We start from the raw sequence: 17,824 nt of genomic DNA on the forward strand, positions 1-17,824 counted from the left end.
TACCACGCCAGCCCTGCCCGGGGCCGGCAACTGGTCACCGAAATACTGACCTCGTTCCCCACGTGCCCGATCCCTGAGATCGCCCGCCTCGGACGGAGCCTGCGGGCGTGGAAGAGTGCGATACTGGCCTACTTCGATACCGGAGGAGCATCAAACGGTCCCACCGAAGCGATTAACGGCGTCATCGAAACCACCCGCCGTATCGCCCGCGGATTCCGCAACTTCGCCAACTACAGGCTCAGATGCCTACTGGCCGCCGGCGGCCACCGCCCCTACCGGCGAAAAACCGCTAACCATGCCTAAATGCGAAGAGCCGCTTATGTCCCTTGGCCTATCAAGAACAGCAACCATTTCCATTTCCGAATATATAACGGAGGATAACTGGACATCAGGGGAATGCCTGGAATGGCTGGCGGCGCAGAATCTTGAAGGACTTGATCTTCCGATGCTTGTTCAACGCGAAATAGGCGACCTTTTGACTGACCCTCCACGGTGATTCGGGATCTCAAATCCGCTTCGTTTAATTTCTTTAGGTTTAGGGACCAAAGATATATTGAAGTTCGCCGAAGGAAGGAAGGAATTTCAGTTGATATTTGCAGGTTCTCAATGCAGTTCCAAGACATTCAGCAGATCTTTCACCCTGGTGTCTTGGTCTTCGGCGAGCATCTCGTTGATGAGGAATGAGAAGCCGAGTTTGTGGGTGGGCCACGTGCCGTGGAGGCCGCCGCCGGCGCCGGAGTGGCCGAAGGCGGGTTCGACGGGGCCGTAGGTGCCGATGGGGTCGGCGACTTCGTAGCCGAGGCCAAAGCGCAGGGGGCGGTCGTTGATGGCGTCGGTGCCTTCGGACCAGGTCCGGGTGGCGTCGGCAAGGGCTTCGTCGGAAACAACTTTGCCTGCGGCGATCTGGGAGTAGAGGTTGGCCATGGCGTCGGCGGTGCCGATGCCTCCGCCGGCTGCGAGTTCGCCGCGGTGGAATTCGCCGAAGTTGGCCTGGAGTTTCTCGCTCATCAGGGTGCTGCCGTACATGCGGTCGACGATCTTGCGTCGTTCGGGGTCGGTGAGGAAGGTGCTGATGGCGTAGTTGTCGGAGCGGAAGATTTCGGCGACGCGGCCTTCGAGTTCTTCAGGCAGGCCGAGGTGGATGTCGAGTCCGAGGGGTTCGGCGATGAGTTCACGGATGAGCTGGCCCGCGGATTTGCCGGTGGCGCGGACGAAGACTTCGTTCATCAGGTAGCCGTAGGTGATGGCGTGGTAGGCGACCTTCGAACCGGGTTCCCAGAGTGGCTCCTGGGCGGCGAGCACAGCAGCATTGGCGGTGTTATCGAGCGGGGCCCATTCGCCTTCGGGCTCCGGGTCGACGTAGACGAGGCCGGTGGTGTGGTTGAGCAGCTGGGAGACGGTGACGTTTTCCTTGCCGGCGGTGGCGAATTCGGGCCAGTAGTTGGCGACCTTCTTGCGCACTTCGAGCTTGCCTTGGTCGACGAGGATGGCGGCGACGGTGGCGACGAGTCCTTTGGTGCCGGAGAACATCACGGCCATGGTGTCCGGTCCCCATGGGTCGGTGATCGGTGCGGTGGGGGAGTCGCGGCGGGTGGTGGGCCCGCCGGGGGAGGGGGCCCGGGGGGGGGGGGTCGCGGGGGGTGGTGCCCCCGCCGTAGAAGCGCACCAGTGGCTGGCCTTCGCGGTAGACGCAGAAGGCCATGCCGCCTTGGGAGGTCTCCAGGTGCTTGGCGAAGGTCTCGCTCAGCCGCTCGAATCCTTCGGTGGGCAGTCCGCCGTCGTTATACGCCTGGAAGTCCGTGCTCAAGGGTGCTCCTTATTCAAAGATGGTGGTGCAGGCAGTGGCTGCCGAGTGAGGTGCCAGCGTGGCTCGCCGGGATGGGGTGAGGTGGGCAGCCCGGCCGCGTCCGACGTCGAACGCGGCCGGGTGCCAGCCTACATCGAGGGTACGTTGGCCAGCAGCTGCTGGGTGTAGCTGTGCTGCGGGTTCTCCAGCACGTCCCCGGTGACGCCGAGGTCAACGATCTGCCCTTTCTGCAGCACGGCGAGGCGCTGCGAGATGTGCCGGGCCAGCGCGATGTTGTGCGTGACGAAGAGCATGGCCATGCCGGTATCGAGCTGCAGGGTGCGCAGCAGGTCGATGATGGAGGCCTGCACGGACACGTCCAGCGCGGAGGTGACTTCGTCACAGACCAGCACCGAGGGGGCGTTGACCAGGGCGCGGGCGATGGCCACGCGCTGGCGTTCGCCGCCGGAGAGCTGGCCGGGTCGGCGGTCCAGGTAGGAGGCGCCGAGCCGGACCTGGTCGAGCCCTTCGGTGACCATGGTGCGGCGCTGGGCCTTGCTGTATTTGCCGGACATCAGCAGCGGTACTTCCACTGATTCGGCGACGGTGCGTCTTGGGCTCAGCGAGGAGAACGGGGACTGGAAGACGTACTGGATCCGGTGCCGCTCGGATGCGGTGCGGTCCCGGGTGCCGTGCGCCAGTTCGGTGCCGGCCAGGGACACGGAGCCGTGGAAGGTGTCGTTCAGGCCGGCGATGCAGCGGGCCAGGGTGGTCTTGCCGGAGCCGGATTCGCCCAGCAGCATCATGGATTCGCCTTCGGTCAGCGCCAGGTCGATGCCGTCGAGCACCTGGTTGGAGCCGTAGGCCAGCCGCAGGTCCTTGACCGAGAGCAGGTTGCCGTCGGCGTCAGTGCCCTCCGGCGCAGCTGCCGAAGTGGCGGCAGGTGCTGCGGTGTGCTTGCCGCCGGCGGACGGAGCCGCCAGCCCCGGCGCGACTGACGAATTGGCCTTGCCGGTTTCCGGGTCGACGACGGGCATGTCACCGGTGATGGCGGTGACGTCGCCAATGCGGCGGCGTCCGGCCAGGTCCGGGACGGCGGAGAGCAGCTTGCGGGTGTAGCGGTGCTGCGGTTTGTACAGCACCTGCTTCACGTCGCCGGCCTCCACCACGTCGCCGGAGAGCATCACGGCGACTTCGTCGGCGATTTCGGCGACGACGGCGAGGTCGTGGGTGATGTAGAGCCCGGCGACGTGGTACTTCTCGGCCAGCCCGTGGATGGTCTGCAGCACCAGCGCCTGGGTGGTCACGTCCAGTCCGGTGGTCGGCTCGTCGAGCACCATCACCTCGGGGCGGCAGGCGAAGGCCATGGCGATGCCGACGCGCTGCTGCTGCCCGCCGGAGAGCTGGTGCGGCCAGCGGCGCTGGTAGGCGGTGTCGTTGGCGAGTCCGACGTCGGTCAGCACCCCGGCGAGGCGCTCGCGGCGTTCGGCGTCGGTCTTGCCGTAGCCGTGCACGCGGAGCACTTCGAGGATCTGGTCGCCGATCCGCATCGCGGGGTTCAGCGACAGCGCGGGGTCCTGGGGCACGTAGGAGATGGAGCCGCCGCGCAGCCCGCGCCGTCCGGTCTCGGGCAGCGAGAGCACATCGGTGCTGCCTTCCTCGTACTTGTTCTTGATCTCGATGGTGCCGCCGGTGTGCTTCAGCCCGGTGCGGAAGTGGCCCAGGCAGGCCAGCCCGGCGGTGGTCTTGCCGGAGCCGGACTCGCCCACCAGGGCCAGGACGCGGCCGGGGGTCAGGGCAAAGGAAATGCCGTGCAGGATTTCCTTGCCGCCGAGGGTGGCCACGGCCAGGTTCTCGGCCTGCAGCACGTAGCCGGCCGCCGTCGTCGTCGTTTCTGCTGCTTGAATGCTCACTTGGTCTCCTCCACATTGGCCGAGGCGCGGGCCAGGGCGTCGGTGATCAGGTTGCTGCCCACGGTCAACACCGCGATGGCGGCCACCGGCAGGATCACGCCCCACGGCTGCAGCATCAGGGCGATGCGGTTCTCGTTGATCATCAGGCCCCAGCCGGCTGTGGGCGGCTGCAGCCCCAGTCCCAGGAAGGACAGCGAGGCGATGGCAGCGATCGAGTAGGTCATCCGCAGCCCGAGTTCGACCATCAGCGGGCCGGTGATGTTGGGCAGCACGTCCTTGCCCAGGATCTTCCAGCGTGGCACCGCGTACATTTCCGCGGCGCGGACGAAGTCCTCGGTGATCACGCCGGCGGCGGCCGAGCGGGTGACGCGGGCGATCCGCGGTGCGTGGGTGATGCCGATGACGGTGACCAGCACCCAGCCCTGCGGGCCGAGCACGGTGATGGCCAGCAGCGCGAACACCAGCTGCGGCAGCGCGAGCAGCACGTCGTTGCCGCGCATGATCACGCTGTCCAGCCAGCCGCCCTGGTAGGCGGCGATCATGCCGGCCGCGGCGCCGAGCACCATGCCCATGGCGGTGGCCAGGGCGGCGTAGATCAGCAGCCGCAGCCCGCCGTCAAGGAAGCGGGAGAGGATGTCGCGGCCCAGGTTGTCGGTGCCGAACCAGCCGTCGGGCTGGAAGGGGCGGCCGGAGAACTCGGTGCTGGTGTAGCCGGTGGCCCAGGGCAGCAGCAGCGGGCCGACGACGGCGACCAGCACGATGATGCCGGTGAGCACCATGCCGATTTTGGCCTGCTTTTGCTTCATCATCCGCCGGAACAGGCCCGGCGGGGTTTCGATTTCCTTCGAGACTGCTTCGGGCGTTTCTTCCGGCGACCGGGCACCGGATTCGAGGGTGCTCATGAGGCTGACTCCGTCCGTAGCTTGGGATTGGTCAGGATGCCGACGATGTCGGCCAGCAGGTTGACCACGATGTAGAGCGCCGCGATCAACATGGACAGGGCCTGCACGACCTGCACGTCACGGTTAGCCACCGCGTCCACCAGCGCCTGGCCGATGCCGGGGTAGCGGAAGAGGAACTCGACCACCACGATGCCGCCGGCCAGCCAGGCCAGCTGGATGGCGACCACCTGGGCCACCGGGGCCAGCGCGTGGGGCACGGCGTGGCGGGTGATCACCTGGCGTTCGGGAACGCCCTTGAGCCGGGCCATTTCCACGTAGCCCGAATCCAGCACCTCCACCATGGTGGCGCGCATCATCCGGATAATGTACGGCATCACCACCAGCACCAGGGTCAGCACCGGCAGGATCAGCTGGGCCGGGTACTCCCAGACTTCCTGCCCGGGTGGTGACATGGTCACCGCGGGCAGGATGCGGAAGACGGTGGTGGAGAAGACCGTTATCAGCACGATGCCGATGACGAACTCCGGCAGCGCGGCCAGCACCAGCGAGATGGCACTGGCGGTGTGGTCGCCGGCCTTGCCGCGGCGCAGCGCGCTGTAGGCGCCGACGATGATGCCCACCGGGATGGCGATGACCGCCGCGGCGACCATCAGCACCAGCGAGGCGGAGATGCGCTCGCCGAGCAGTTCGCCCACGGAGGCGCCGGTGACGGAGGCGCCGAAGTCGCCGACGAACAGGCCGCCGAGCCAGCTGAAGTAGCGCAGCCAGGCCGGTTCGTTCAGGCCCATCTGCTCGCGCAAGGCTTCCAGCCGCTCCGGGGTGGCCTGCTGGCCGAGCATCGCCCGGGCGGGGTCGCCGGGCAGCAGCAGCGTGGCTACGAACACCAGCACCGAGATGATGAACAGAATGACGAGGCTGATCAGCAGCCGTCGGGTAATGAGTTTCAGCATCAGGCCCTACCTCCCAACCAGACGCGGCGGAAATCGAAGCCGGACAACGCCAGTCCGGTGCGGTTGGGGACCAGCCCGGCCACGTACCGCTGGTACGCATCGGCCTGGTTGGAGAAGCCCCAGATAATGTAGCCGCCCTCGTTATATTCGAGGGTCTGCGCCTCGGCGATCAGCTTGTTGCGGGCCTTGTCGTCGGTGGTGGAGCGGGCCTCGTGGTAGAGCGCGATGAACTTCTGGTTGTTGAAGTGCGTCTCGTTGAACGGGGAGTCTGGCAGCGCGCAGTTGTTCGCCTGAGGCAGGAAGTTCCGGGTGTACCAGAAGTCCTGCGCGAAGGTCCATTCCAGGTAGTTCTCGCCGAAGAAGGTGGTGGTGTCCACCCGGCGGATGTTGACGTTGATGCCGGCATCCTTGGCCTGCTGCGCGAAGACCTGCGCGGCGGAGACGGCGCCGGCCTGGATTGGTGCGGTGACCAGTTCGACGTCGAGCCCGTCCGGGTAGCCGGCCTCGGCCAGCAGCTGCTTGGCCTTTTTGATGTCCTGCTTTCGCTGCGGGAGTTTCTCGGCGTAGCCGGGGTCGAACGGGGCGTAGAGGTCGTTGCCCACCGTGCCGTTGCCGCTGAGCACCTGCTCGATCATCTGTTCGCGGTCCACGGCGTAGCGGAAGGCCTGTCGCACGCGGACGTCGTCGAACGGTTTCTTATCCACGCGCATGGTGAACGGCATCCACATGCCGGTCTCCGAATTGAGGATGTCGATGCGGGGGTCGGTGTCGAGGACTTCGAGCAGCGCCAGTGGGATCTGGCCGATGGCGTCGACCTGGGTGGACAGCAGCGCGTTGATCATCGCGTCGCTGTCATCGAAGTTCAGGATCATCAGCTCGTCGAGGTACGGCAGGTTGTCCAGCCAGTAGTGCTCGTTGCGGCTGAACACGCTGCGCTGTCCCGGGGTGAAGGACTCGGCCTTGAACGGGCCGGTGCCGATTGGCTTGGCCGGGTCGTAGTCCTCGGGGACGATTCCCATCGCGTACTGGCCGATGGAGTCGTCGAAGGTGGCCACCGGGGTGTTGAGCCGGAACTCGACCAGGTGGTCGTTGATCACCACGACGTTGTCCAGGATGCCGAGGCCTGAAGCCCCGGACTTGGGGTCGTCGGGGTCGGTGATGCGAGCGAACGTGGCTGCCACATCGCGGCCGGTCATCGGCCGGCCGTCGTGGAACTTCACGTCCTTGCGCAGTTCAACCGTCCAGGTCTTGGCGTCCGACGACGGCGTGGCGCGGGTGGCCAGCAGCGGCTTCAGCTCGAAGTTCTCGTCCCGGTAGAGCAGCGATTCGTAGAGGGACACCACGCGGGCGATATCGGTGGTGCTGACCGGGATGTGCGCGTCCAGGGTGTCCGCGGCGCCGCCGCCGGCGAGCCCGATGCGCAGCGTGCCGCCGTGCTGCGGCTGGCCGGTTGGCGTGGCCAGCTGGTTGGGCGCGGGGCCGCCGCAGGCGGTGAGGGCGGCGCCGACGCCGAGGGCCATGGACCCGCCGAGCACGTTGCGGCGCGACCAGCGACCGGAGGTGATGGCGCCGGCCGCGCGGGAGATGGCACCGGGGGACCCGGTGCTGGCGCCGATGTTGGGGGAGCCGGCTGCGATGGCCGGGGTGGAACTGGAACTGCCGGGCGCGCCCGGCGGATTCGGCTCCAATGGCTGTTGCGATTGGTGGTGCATTGACTCGTTTCCTTATCAAAGGGGTGCTGCATCAGATGCAGTGCGGCGCTGGCCGCTGGGGACTACAGGGAGACGGAACGCCCCACCCAGTCCGGGGGTGGGGTGTGTACAGCTTGCTGGGTGAAGCTGTCGATATTGGCCTCGATGGTTTGCGGGAAGCCGCTGGTCCTGCCTGTGGTCGAATCCACGTGCAGGGCCAGTAATTCCTCGGTGGCGATCAGGGTGCCGGTCTCCGCCCGGGTCTCCACGCGCTCGCTGGCGCTCGCTTGGTCGACCACCGGGGCGGTGGTCGAGTAAGGCGCTCCGCGCCGCATCGAGACCGCGCTTGCTTGGTCGACCACCGGGTGCGAATACATTTCGTGGGCCAGGTGCAGTTTCTTGGCGGCGGAACCGGCGATCGTCGTCGTCACTGTCAACGGCGCGCCCGCTCCGGTTTCTGCCAGGTACCGCACGTGCGCTTCGACGGTGTAGAGGGAGGCGCCGGTGTCCTTCCGGTAGGTCGCGTCCATGCCGAGGGCCTCCATCGCGGCGTCGGTGGCGTAGCCGAAGACGAGCACGTAGAACGCCTCGGACATGTGGCCGTTGTAATCGATCCACTCGTCCAGCACCGTGCACTCATACGGAGGCAGCGCCGCGCCCATGCCATGTGCCGCCGTCGTCATCAGCTTTGCCCCTTGACGGACGCAATCACGTTGCGGATGGCGATGATGACCTCGTCCCGCTCGGCGATCAGCTCGTCGACCGGCCGCGGCTCGGCGTCATCGACGCCGTCGACGACGTCGTCACGCAGCTGGCTGGTCAGTTCCGGGGCGTCCAGCCGGGTCCACGGGGACTTCAGCGACGGGCCGAAGTGGTCAAGCATGTGGCTCATGCCGCCCTGGCCGCCGGCGAGGTGGAAGGTGGTCATCGGGCCGTGGATGGGCCACCGCAGGCCGGGGCCGTCGGTAATGGAGCGGTCGATCTGCTCCACGGTGGCCTCGCCGTTGTCGATCATGTGCAGGGCCTCGCGCCAGAGCGCTTCCTGCAGCCGGTTGGCGATGAAGCCGGGGACTTCGTGGTCCATGGTGATCACGGACTTGCCGATGGAGTCGTAGAACGCGGACGCCCACTTCACCGCTTCCGGCGCGGTGCGCTCGCCGCCGACAACCTCGACCAGCGGGATCAGGTACGGCGGGTTGAACGGGTGGCCGACCACCAGGCGGGACGGGTCGGCCGCCTCGGTGGCCATCTCGGTCATGCTGTAGCCCGAGGTGGAGGAGGCGATGACGACGCCGGGCGCGGTCACCTTGTCGATGTCGGCGAGCAGCTGGCGCTTCAGCTCCAGTTTTTCCGGTGCGGATTCCTGGATGAAGCCCACGCCGTCGACCGCTTCGGCCAGGTCGGTGTGGACGGTGAAGTTGTCCTTATCGGCGGTCTCCGCCAGGCCGAGCTTGGTCAGCGCCGGCCAGGCGGCGTCGATCAGCGCGCTCAGCTTGTCGCCGGCGTCGGGGGAGGGGTCCCAGATCTTGACGCGGAATCCGCGGGCGAGGAAGTAGGCCGCCCAGCCGCCGCCAATGGTGCCGGCGCCGACGCAGGCGACTGTGCCGACGTCGGCCATGTTGGGTGCGGGCACTGTGGCTGCTTCGGCACCCGGGGTGCTGCCGGCGTCGTGCACGTTGCTGTTAATACTCATCCGGCTGCTTCAGCCCTTCCGCTCGATCTGCAGGATGTCGCGCGCCTCGTCCGGGGTGGCCACGGAGGAGCCGAGGCTTTCGACGATGTTGATGGCGCGTTCGGTCAGTTGCGCGTTGGTGGCTTTGACGCCCTTGGACAGGTAGAGGTTGTCCTCCAGGCCGACGCGCACGTGGCCGCCGAGCAGCACGGACTGCGCCACCCACGGCAGCTGGTTGCGGCCGATGGCGAAGGAGGTCCACTCGGCGCCATCGGGCAGCAGGTTAACCATGGCCTGCAGCAGTCCCGGATCGACCGGTGCGCCGTACGGGATGCCCATGCACAGCTGGTACATCGGCGGCGGCGCGACCAGGCCTTCTTCGACCATCACGTTGGCGAACCACAGATTGCCGGTGTCGAAGATTTCCATTTCCGGCTTCACGCCGAGTTCCTTGATCTTCGCGGCGCCCTCGCGGAGCATCTCCGGGGTGGAAACGTAGAGGTTGGAGCCCTCACCGAAGTTCAGCGAACCGCAGTCGATGGTGCAGATCTCCGGGCGGAGTTCCTCGACGTGGGGCAGGCGGTCCAGGCCGCTGACCAGGTCGGTGCCCTCCAGCTGGGTGGTGGGGTTCTTGGGGTCGACGACGAGGTCGCCGCCCATGCCGGCGGTCAGGTTGATGACGGGGTCGACGTCGGACTCGCGGACCTGGCGGACGACCTCGTGGTAGAGCCCGACGTCGCGGGAGCCCTGCTTGGTCTCGATGTCGCGGACGTGGATGTGGACCACGGAGGCTCCGGCGCGGGCGGCGGCGATGGCGTCTGCGGCGATTTCGTCCGGGCTGACCGGCACGTACTCGCTTTTCCCGGTGGTGTCTCCGGCGCCGGTGAGCGCGCAGGTGACGATGACCTTGCGGTTCATGGTGATGCTCCCTTTCGGGTTGGCTGTGGGGGTTTGGGGTTGGTTGCTGGGTTGCTTGGTTGCTTGTTGCTGGGGGCCCGGTTGTGGCCCCGGGGCTACTTGGCGACGTTGCGGTCGATAAAGCTTTCGATTTGCGCATACATCTGATCGGCAGTCAGGATTCCGGTCAGCACCTTGACGTTCAGCCCGTCGATCAACGACGTCAGATCCATGGTCACTACGTCCGGATCGGTGTCCACGAATACGCCCGCCTTCTGGCCGTCGACGACGATGCCGTGCACCGTCTGCGCCCACCGGCGATAACTCTGGGCATGGCTGCTGCGTGAGGATTTGTCCACCGCCGCCTCGGACCAGGTCTGCAGCCAGATGGACATCTCCGCCCAGCCGCGACCGACCGTGGGCAGCTGCAGTTCCGCCAGCCGCTTCAGCCGATCCACCGGATCAGAGTAGAGGTGCAACTCGGCGATCTGCCGGTCGAACGCCAGCTTCACCGAATACCGCAGGGCTTCGGCGAAGATCTCCTTCTTGGTGGGGAAGTAGTAGTGCACGCTGGCGCTGCTGGTGCCGCACGCCTTTGCGATATCGGCGATCCGCACGGCGGCGTACCCCTGCTCAGCGAACAGCCACCACGACTTCTCGATGATGTCGCGGCGCTTCCGTGCCTGTTCGCTGTCCTCCCGGTGCCGGGTGGGCAGGATCTTCGGGGTCGGCGCCGCTGACGCACCGGCTGTTTCATCCGAGCCGGACAGCAGCCAGTTCACCGTTACACCGGCGGCGTCGGCCAGCAGGGTCAGCTCGTCCGGACGGAACCGGCGGGTGCCCTTTAGCGCCTTGGACAGCTTGGTCTCGTCCAGGCCGATGGACCGGGCCACCTCGCGCTGGGCCAGCCCCGAGTTGCGGATGGACAACTTCACCCGTGCCAGCAGGGCGCCCTGCGAGTCGGCTGCGGCTGTAGATCCGGCGCCCCGGGAGTCGGCTGCGGCTGTAGATCCGGCACCCTGCGAGTCGGCTGTGGTTGTTGTTCCGGCACTATGATTGGCGGCGCCTCGGGTGGTGGCGCCTCGGGTGGTGGCGCCGGCCTGGTAAACCTCGTTTTGCGATGTCACCTGATCGACTATAACCATCACTTGCGATAGTGACAAGTCGTGCGACGGGGAGTCAGCCGACTTGCGATTTGTGTTGGTGATTCTGTACCGAGCAGTGAGCCAAGATGTGCGGAGAGTCGGGGTGGTCACAGGGTCGGTGCTGGCGCGTGGTGGACTGATAATGCTCGCCAACCTGGAACTCGGTCGTCCCGTCTCTCCACAGGCTCGCAACGCATTCGAACAAGTTTTCCACATAGACCGATGTTCGAATGAAAATGTCGGTACCCCGTTCTAGAGTGAAGTTGTAGTTGAAAACACCCAGGAACGGAGGCGGCCATGCTCATCAATGACGACAACATCGCCGACGTTCTCAATGATCTGGCCGGGAAGGATCCTTCCAAGGCTGGAGGACCGGCGGATGAGATCCCGGGCAGTTCGGCCGGGGGAAGCATGCCCAAGGATTCCAGTGATGCGTGGCACGTTGAACAGGATTTCGAGGCTGAGAATGACGTCGCCAGCCAGCTTCATGACTGCATTTCGGCAGTGATGGCCACCGGTCGGGATATAACTGGAGGAGAGCGTGAAGCTTTGGAACGGCTGCATATGCTGGCTGCCGAACGGCGGAGGCTGGATGCTGCGTATTTGGAAGCCATTGCAGTGGTCGAGCAGCTCAATGCCGCCTGCTTAGCCGGATCCGCAACATCCACACACGCTTACTTGAGGGCACAGCTGGGCATGAGTCCAGGTCGCGCAAAGGCCGATGTGGCGGCCGCGCAAGCCGTGCATGGAGGACGTTCCAAGGAGTTGGTCTCCACCTCCGAGTTGCACACCGGACCGTTGGCTTCCATGGGAGACCTATTGTCAGACGGCACAACGAGCATGGCGCACCTTGATGTCGGCGTTAATGCGTTGGAGAAAATACCTGGCCGGCTGGTATGCCCGGAGAATCTGGAACGAATCACCGGCTTCCTGACCGACCAAGCACCGGTGACCACACCGCGGGAAATCCGGATGCTGTCAGATCGATTGATCCGATCATTGGAGCCGGACCGCGACGACCACTACGATCCTGAAGCGTTCAACCGCCGTTCGTTCACCATGTCCACAGACGTCACGGGCATGGTTCACGGCAGCTATCAATTGGATCCGGCTGCAGGGGCGGAACTGCGTGCCATCATGGAACCACTCAGTGCACCTAAGCCAGGTCAAAAGGACGAAGATGGCAACATCATCCTAAGAGACACACGGACACCGGGGCAGCGCAGGGCGGACGCATTCGGGGAATTGATTCGTGCCGGCAGTACGTATTTGGGCCCGCCTGTTGTTCATGTGGCCGAACCGGACGATAAGGCAGGCGGAACCGGTGAATCCGCAACACTGTTTGAGATCGGCAAAGAGGCAGACGGCAAGACAGGCAGCAGGGCCGGGAAGCTTCGCCTGGCTCGTCGTCCAACCAGAGTCTCGATCGTCACAACGATGGAGCAAATCGCCGCGATGGCGACCGATCGCACGAACGGAAAACCTGGCATGAAGCCGGAAGCGTACGGTCAGTTCTCACCAATTGATCCAACTCCATCACATTGCACCCAGATTGGCGCCATAACAGCGGGTACAGTGGCGCGAATGTCATGTGACGGCCTGTTTGAACGGGTTGTATTGGACGCAAAAGGGGCAGCGCTGGATCTTGGTCAACTAGTCCGACTCGCCTCCCCAGCTCAACGAAGAGCCCTCGCCGTCAGAGATGGCGGATGCGTTGTTCCCGGATGCGACAGACCTCCCGGTTGGTGTGAAGTGCACCACATTCTGTGGTACTCACGAGGCGGCCCCACCGATATTGCGAACGAGGGCTTGTTCTGCCCCTCCGACCATTCACGGATTCACGCCGGATTGCTGGAAGCGAAGATGATTGACGGGATCCCGTACGTCCGCCTGACCGAGCGCGCATTGGCGAAGGGGCATTCCGGGTTCCTCGCAGGAGCGGTCCGCCATCCCGAGCAAAGGGAATGGATGCGCAACGGTTACTTCGACCGCCTCAAGTCGGCAGATGCAGCCGCCCGGGCCATCGTTCTTGATGGTGACGCGGCCGGACTGGCGGCGTAGCGTCGACGAACTCCCCTCGGCGCGACTGCTTCCGGAGGGGGCTCACTCAGTGCAGCGGTATCCGGCGAAACCCAAGTCAGCGCAGCGGCCTCCGGCGGAGCCCCCACCCAGCGCAGCGGCCTCCGACGGGATCCCTCCGACCTACTCCGGAACGATGATGGGATCCCGCCGCGTGGTGGTGAGGATTTCTCCGCCTCCGGGAGTAACCAGCAGGGTGTCCGATATAACGTAGTCGGCCGGTTCCTGCCCGAGGATCCACGACAGCACATGGAACGTCATTCCATCCTGGATTTCCGTGGTCCCGTCCTTCCGCAGGCCGGCGACGCCACCGCCGCCGACCCAGCTGGGCGGGAAGCCAATACCGACGGCATAACCGCAGTGGTGCCGGCGGTATGAGGCATGACCGAGTCCCCGATTGATCACGTCTTGCCACGCTGCGTAGACATTCCCGTTGAGTGCTCCAGGAACGAGCGCCTCGCGCACTGCCTCGAGTCCCGCCATCGAAATTTCTGCTGCCCGATCCGTTCCTTGAGGCGCTTCGCCCACGTACGCCATGCGGGTGATGGGGGCATGGAAGCGGGCAATAGAGGCCGATAGTTCCATAAAGACGGAGTCGCCGGGGCCGATGTCCTTGTCCCGCCAGGTCCGGTGTTCCTGCGGCAGGATGTCCCGGGACCTGATCAGCGGCGCGAAGCCGGGAAACTCACTTCCCGACCGGATCATTTCCGCATACACCTCGGCCGCAACCTCACGCTCGGGGATGCCGGCCGCCACCGCACTCAGCCCGGCTTCGATGGCCCGCGACGATGCCTGCGCGGCCCGACGGATGTAACCGATCTCGGCAGCGCTCTTGACCTGCCGGACGTGCTCCACGATGCCCGAGGCGTTTCGCAGGTCCAGGTGCCCAAGTTTGCGGCACAGGGGTTCCCAGACGTTGAGCGGAAAACTCATCGAGGACTGTTCCACCCCGACCGCTCCGGTCGAAACGGTGGACAGGATCGCTTCGGCGGCAATCAGCGCGGGGTCCTCGTAGTCTTCGAACGGGAAGTGCCGGCATTGCGGGACCTGCGCGCTGATCGTCGGCCGCTCCATGGCTCGGGCCACCAGCACCGGCTCGCCTTCAAGGGGCAGCACCAACAGCGTGAAGGTGAAGTAGCCCTGATGATTCAGGCCGGTTAGGTAGTAGATATTCTCCGGACTGACGAGCAGCAGTGCCGACAGCCCCTGCGCCTCCATGTGCTGCCGGACTCGGTGGATGCGTGCAGCGTATTCCTCACGGGTGAAGTTCGGCTCTTCAGGGTTGATGTAGGGAGGGGAAGCGACCGAAGGCGGAAGGATCCTTTCGGCGCCCGGAGCGATGCCGTCGTCGGCACCGGAGGTGATGCCGCCGTCTGCGCCGGAGGTGATAGCGCCGTCGTCGGCAGCTGGCAGGAAGTCCGTCGTCGTCATGCCAGCCACCCGTGCGGCGGGTGGGTCAAAAAGCGGTACATGTGAGCCTTCTTCCGTTGAAGGGTCGTGCTTAGAATTTAGGCATCAGCGGGGTGCTGGCGATCTTGTCTGATTCGTGGAAGGCGAAGTTTTTCGCTTCCTGCTTGTACAGATCGGCGTATTTGGCGACGCGCTCGGTATCGAGTTCGACGCCGATGCCGGGCTTGGTGGGAACAGCCAGGCGCCCGTCCCGGTAGGGCAGCGGACTGGCGTCCTTGATGATGTCGTCGGACAGGAAGGACCCATACCCCTGGTTGGCATACAGGAAGTTCGGGGTGGAGGCCATGATGTGGACGCCGGCATAGGCTGCGATGCCGAGTTCGCCGAGGCTGTGTTTGAGCACGGGCAGGCCGGCCACTTCGCAGAGTCCGGCGCCTCGTTTCAGGTTCAGCAGCCCGCCGTCCATTTGGTTGTCAACGGAGACGACGTCGGCAGCCCCTGCCTTGATCACTTCCAGTTGGTCATAGCGCGTCCAGGAGGCTTCGTTGGCCAGCAGCGGGGTGTTGATGCGGCTGCGGACGTAGGCCATTTCGGCCAGGTTCCGTCCGGAGACGGGCTGTTCGACCAGCTCCAGTCCGAACCGTTCCATCTCGGTGATGATCCGGATGGCGGCCGACGACGACCATGCTTCGTTGGGGTCGATGCGGATCAGCGCGTCCGGTCCCGCGGCGGCCCGGATGGCCTCGACCCGCTCAATGTCGAGGTTCGGATTGTCGGAGCCGGTCTTGACATAGAAGGTGCGGAACCCCGCCTTGAAGCCTGCGGCGGCGTCGGCCCCCATGTCTTTGGGGGACTTGTGGCTGAGGTAGTAGAAGAACTCCACCTCGTCGCGGACTCTGCCGCCGAAGAGATTGACCAGCGGCTGGCCGCTGACCTTGCCCACGATGTCCCAGCAGGCCATTTCGACGGCGGCGATCGCCGGGCTGGTGGCCTTCACATGGTGCCAGGTGCCGATCACATTGATCCGTTTCATAATCCGTTCGATATTGAACGGGTCCTCTCCGACCACCAGCGGCTCGATGGACCCGAATACGGACAGCACGATGTCGGCAGAAGGGTAGGCCGCTGCTTCGCCGAGGCCGATGACTCCGTCATCGGTGACGATCTCCAGCACGATGCTGACCATTCCGCGCCGGCGGCCGAAGGCCCAGACCTCATCTTCGTTGAAGGGGACCGCCACGGGAGTCGCGCGAAGTTGGGTGATTCGCATGCACTTCTTCCTAAGAACAGAGGTATAGATGACAACCAGCGAACACGCGATGGGCTTGGGAATGTACTGCCCGGGTGAGTGAGAAACCAGAAATCCGCGTAATTGTAGATTGTTGACACCAGCATAGGCCTGAGCCCCCGAAGGCGGCAATAGCGCGGAAGGGGCTATCTTGCGCGTCTCGTGGATACGTACGTTCAAGGTACGTTCGTGTCGGCGGACCAACCTATTTCGGGCTGTCTCAGGAACAGGTCCTGACGCCGGTTTATCCCATCCGGGCCATGGCGCGTTCCCGGCGTGAGGCGACGGCTGAACCGGATTCCCGGCGGGCCATCCGGCGCAGCACAATGGGTGCCAGCACCAGCCCGAGCACGGCCCAGGCGCCAAGCACGCCGAACGTCTCCCAATGCCGCCAGGAATCGCCGATCTCCACGGTGACGAGCGAGTCCGGCAGCATGGATGAACGCATGCCCAAGCCGAGCCAGTAGATCGGGAAAACCTGCCCGATCCACTGCAGCCATTCGGGATACTTCGCCAGCGGGTAGAAGATGCCGGAGATCCCGATCAGCCCCATCATCGGCAGCATCACGAACCCCATGGACGTCGGGTTGGAGAACAGCGACCCGATGACGGCGCCGATCGGCATGGTGGCGGCCATGCCGAGCACGAACACCACTACCAAAACCAGCACGCCGCCGGCGTCGAGCTGTATCCCGTCGAAGATGAACAGGCCGGGAACCAACAGCAAGAGCAAGCTGACGACGCTCATTCCGATCGTTAGGACGATCTTGCCGATCATGTACCCGGTCATGCCGTGCGGGATCGCCTTATTGCGCAGCAGGGTGCCGTCCTCGCGTTCGGTGATCAGCTGGCCGGCCACGGACATCAGCCCGGCGAAGGCGATACCCATCCCGATCGCGCCGGGCAGCGTCGAGGCCCCGAGGGAGAACCCGGTCGCACCAACGGTGGCGCTGCTTTGCAACAGCATCACCACCAGCAATACGCCGGCCGGGAAAATATAGCCCCAGAGGTCCTGGAAGTTGGTGAACGTGTGGCGAAGTTCGCTGCGGCCGCGCACCATTCCGGCCCTGAAGACGGTTGTGGGGATCGACATCGGGCTCACCTCTTGCTTTCCGCGCTGGACCTGTCGGCCCCTTCGCGTGACGACAGGTCCAGCGCGTTCGTGTCGGCGTCGCTGCCGGTTTCAAAGGCGTGGACGAACGCCATGTACGTTTCCTCAAGGCTGGCCCGGCGCACTTCGAGGTCGTCGACGTCGTCACCGTACTGTTCAAACAGCTGCTGGACGAAGCGGCTCGCCTGCGGCGTCGACGCGGTGAACAGCTGGCCGCCGCGGCTCCAGGTCACCTGCGCGTCGACTGACACTTGCCGCGACAGGGCCGCCGGGGTGCCGTTCGCCACGATCCTGCCGCCGGCGAGGATCAGGATCCGGTCGGCGAGCTTCTCGGCCTCGGAGAGGTCGTGGGTGGTCAGCAGGATGCCGGTGTCTTCGTTGGCCGCGAGCTTTCGGACCACCTCGTGAAACTCCTGGCGGGCCTCGGGGTCGAACCCGGCGGTGGGCTCGTCCAGGAACAGCATCTCGGGCGAACCAACAATGCCGATCGCCACGTCGAGCCGGCGCCGCTGCCCGCCGGAGAGTTCCTTGACCTTCTTGGTGGCGTGCTCGGTGAGACCTACGGTGGTGATCAGCTCATCGACGTCCCGGGGCCGGGGTCTGTCGGCCGTCGCGTACGGCGCGTAATAGGCGGCGATGTGGGAAAGCAGCTCCTTCACTTGCCACTTGGAGTGATCGCGCCACGATTGCAGTACGACGCCGAGCCTCGCCCGCCACGCTTCGTCGCCGCGACCGGGGTCGACGCCGAGCACGGACACGTGCCCGCTTGAACGCATCCGAAACCCCTCGAGCACTTCGATGGTCGTCGTCTTGCCGGCGCCGTTCGGACCCAGCAGCGCGACGACCTCGCCGGACTGGACAGTGAACGACTCTCCAAGCAGCACGTCCTTATCGCCGTACCGCATGCGCAGGTCGACGACGTCGATGACCGGGTCAGTTACGTGCGGTTCGGCTGTTTCATCAATTCCAATGGCCATAAC

At 65.1% G+C, this 17,824-nt stretch carries 16 protein-coding genes; 2 read left to right on the forward strand and 14 right to left on the reverse strand.

Annotated features, from left to right (window positions below):
* A partial coding sequence (locus H535_RS25055; protein WP_035769391.1) for a transposase occupies positions 1–303 on the forward strand: 303 nt, incomplete at its 5' end.
* 300 nt (positions 304–603) lie between these two features.
* On the opposite strand, the gene H535_RS25060 is transcribed toward H535_RS25055, so the two are convergent.
* From H535_RS25060 to H535_RS29950, 10 genes are all read right to left on the reverse strand, one after another.
* The gene (locus H535_RS25060; protein ID WP_245580274.1) at positions 604–1,539 is read right to left on the reverse strand and encodes a serine hydrolase domain-containing protein; all 936 of its coding nucleotides are present in this window, start codon (positions 1,537–1,539) and stop codon (positions 604–606) included.
* A 396-nt stretch (positions 1,540–1,935) separates the two neighbouring features.
* A complete protein-coding gene (locus H535_RS0111960; RefSeq protein ID WP_245580276.1) occupies positions 1,936–3,699 on the reverse strand; it encodes an ABC transporter ATP-binding protein in 1,764 nt (587 codons plus the stop codon).
* Complete coding sequence (locus H535_RS0111965; RefSeq protein ID WP_035769438.1) at positions 3,696–4,508, reverse strand: ABC transporter permease; 813 nt, start codon at positions 4,506–4,508, stop codon at positions 3,696–3,698. Before H535_RS0111965 ends, H535_RS0111960 begins: the two co-directional genes overlap by 4 nt.
* A gap of 89 nt (positions 4,509–4,597) precedes the next feature.
* On the reverse strand, positions 4,598–5,551 hold the full coding sequence (locus H535_RS0111970) for an ABC transporter permease (RefSeq protein WP_026819737.1): 954 nt from the start codon (positions 5,549–5,551) through the stop codon (positions 4,598–4,600).
* Positions 5,551–7,263, reverse strand: coding sequence for an ABC transporter substrate-binding protein (locus H535_RS0111975; RefSeq protein ID WP_342667731.1), 1,713 nt, complete (start codon positions 7,261–7,263; stop codon positions 5,551–5,553). The genes H535_RS0111970 and H535_RS0111975 overlap by 1 nt, the downstream gene beginning before the upstream one ends.
* A 62-nt stretch (positions 7,264–7,325) precedes the next feature.
* The gene (locus H535_RS0111980; RefSeq protein ID WP_026819739.1) at positions 7,326–7,925 is read right to left on the reverse strand and encodes a thioesterase family protein; all 600 of its coding nucleotides are present in this window, start codon (positions 7,923–7,925) and stop codon (positions 7,326–7,328) included.
* The gene (locus H535_RS0111985) at positions 7,925–8,935 is read right to left on the reverse strand and encodes a 3-hydroxyacyl-CoA dehydrogenase NAD-binding domain-containing protein (protein WP_245580277.1); all 1,011 of its coding nucleotides are present in this window, start codon (positions 8,933–8,935) and stop codon (positions 7,925–7,927) included. Before H535_RS0111985 ends, H535_RS0111980 begins: the two co-directional genes overlap by 1 nt.
* 9 nt (positions 8,936–8,944) lie before the next feature.
* A complete protein-coding gene (locus H535_RS0111990; protein ID WP_026819741.1) occupies positions 8,945–9,832 on the reverse strand; it encodes a beta-keto acid cleavage family enzyme in 888 nt (295 codons plus the stop codon).
* Between the two features lie 95 nt (positions 9,833–9,927).
* Positions 9,928–10,938: a TetR/AcrR family transcriptional regulator gene (locus H535_RS0111995; protein ID WP_245580278.1), complete on the reverse strand. Its 1,011-nt coding sequence runs from the start codon at positions 10,936–10,938 to the stop codon at positions 9,928–9,930.
* 270 nt (positions 10,939–11,208) lie between these two features.
* Positions 11,209–11,445: a hypothetical protein gene (locus H535_RS29950; protein ID WP_245580299.1), complete on the reverse strand. Its 237-nt coding sequence runs from the start codon at positions 11,443–11,445 to the stop codon at positions 11,209–11,211.
* A gap of 75 nt (positions 11,446–11,520) precedes the next feature.
* On the opposite strand from H535_RS29950, the gene H535_RS0112000 reads away from it, so the two are divergent.
* Complete coding sequence (locus H535_RS0112000) at positions 11,521–13,017, forward strand: HNH endonuclease signature motif containing protein (protein ID WP_245580295.1); 1,497 nt, start codon at positions 11,521–11,523, stop codon at positions 13,015–13,017.
* Between the two features lie 141 nt (positions 13,018–13,158).
* Here the strand turns inward: H535_RS0112000 and H535_RS0112005 are convergent, their stop codons facing one another.
* From H535_RS0112005 to H535_RS25070, 4 genes are all read right to left on the reverse strand, one after another.
* Complete coding sequence (locus H535_RS0112005; RefSeq protein ID WP_051299113.1) at positions 13,159–14,466, reverse strand: M24 family metallopeptidase; 1,308 nt, start codon at positions 14,464–14,466, stop codon at positions 13,159–13,161.
* A gap of 70 nt (positions 14,467–14,536) precedes the next feature.
* A complete protein-coding gene (locus H535_RS0112010; protein WP_026819745.1) occupies positions 14,537–15,715 on the reverse strand; it encodes a mandelate racemase/muconate lactonizing enzyme family protein in 1,179 nt (392 codons plus the stop codon).
* A 262-nt stretch (positions 15,716–15,977) separates the two neighbouring features.
* Complete coding sequence (locus H535_RS0112015; protein WP_026819746.1) at positions 15,978–16,826, reverse strand: ABC transporter permease; 849 nt, start codon at positions 16,824–16,826, stop codon at positions 15,978–15,980.
* 5 nt (positions 16,827–16,831) lie between these two features.
* A complete protein-coding gene (locus tag H535_RS25070; RefSeq protein WP_211236584.1) occupies positions 16,832–17,821 on the reverse strand; it encodes an ABC transporter ATP-binding protein in 990 nt (329 codons plus the stop codon).
* Positions 17,822–17,824: the final 3 nt, after the last annotated feature.

Source organism: Arthrobacter castelli DSM 16402 (assembly GCF_000430705.1).
GTDB classification, from domain to species: Bacteria; Actinomycetota; Actinomycetes; order Actinomycetales; family Micrococcaceae; genus Arthrobacter_C; species Arthrobacter_C castelli.

Bases quoted from the DNA above. Each gene is read 5' to 3' on its own strand.
- H535_RS25060 (WP_245580274.1), bottom strand. From the start codon at position 1,539: ATGGCCGTGATGTTCTCCGGCACCAAAGGACTCGTCGCCACCGTCGCC.
- H535_RS0111965 (WP_035769438.1), bottom strand. From the start codon at position 4,508: ATGATGAAGCAAAAGCAGGCCAAAATCGGCATGGTGCTCACCGGCATC.
- H535_RS0111970 (WP_026819737.1), bottom strand. From the start codon at position 5,551: ATGCTGAAACTCATTACCCGACGGCTGCTGATCAGCCTCGTCATTCTG.
- H535_RS0111975 (WP_342667731.1), bottom strand. From the start codon at position 7,263: ATGCACCACCAATCGCAACAGCCATTGGAGCCGAATCCGCCGGGCGCG.
- H535_RS0111980 (WP_026819739.1), bottom strand. From the start codon at position 7,925: ATGACGACGGCGGCACATGGCATGGGCGCGGCGCTGCCTCCGTATGAG.
- H535_RS0111985 (WP_245580277.1), bottom strand. From the start codon at position 8,935: ATGAGTATTAACAGCAACGTGCACGACGCCGGCAGCACCCCGGGTGCC.
- H535_RS0111990 (WP_026819741.1), bottom strand. From the start codon at position 9,832: ATGAACCGCAAGGTCATCGTCACCTGCGCGCTCACCGGCGCCGGAGAC.
- H535_RS29950 (WP_245580299.1), bottom strand. From the start codon at position 11,445: ATGAAGCTGGCTGGCGACGTCATTCTCAGCCTCGAAATCCTGTTCAAC.
- H535_RS0112000 (WP_245580295.1), top strand. From the start codon at position 11,521: ATGCTGGCTGCCGAACGGCGGAGGCTGGATGCTGCGTATTTGGAAGCC.
- H535_RS0112005 (WP_051299113.1), bottom strand. From the start codon at position 14,466: ATGACGACGACGGACTTCCTGCCAGCTGCCGACGACGGCGCTATCACC.
- H535_RS0112010 (WP_026819745.1), bottom strand. From the start codon at position 15,715: ATGCGAATCACCCAACTTCGCGCGACTCCCGTGGCGGTCCCCTTCAAC.
- H535_RS0112015 (WP_026819746.1), bottom strand. From the start codon at position 16,826: ATGTCGATCCCCACAACCGTCTTCAGGGCCGGAATGGTGCGCGGCCGC.
- H535_RS25070 (WP_211236584.1), bottom strand. From the start codon at position 17,821: ATGGCCATTGGAATTGATGAAACAGCCGAACCGCACGTAACTGACCCG.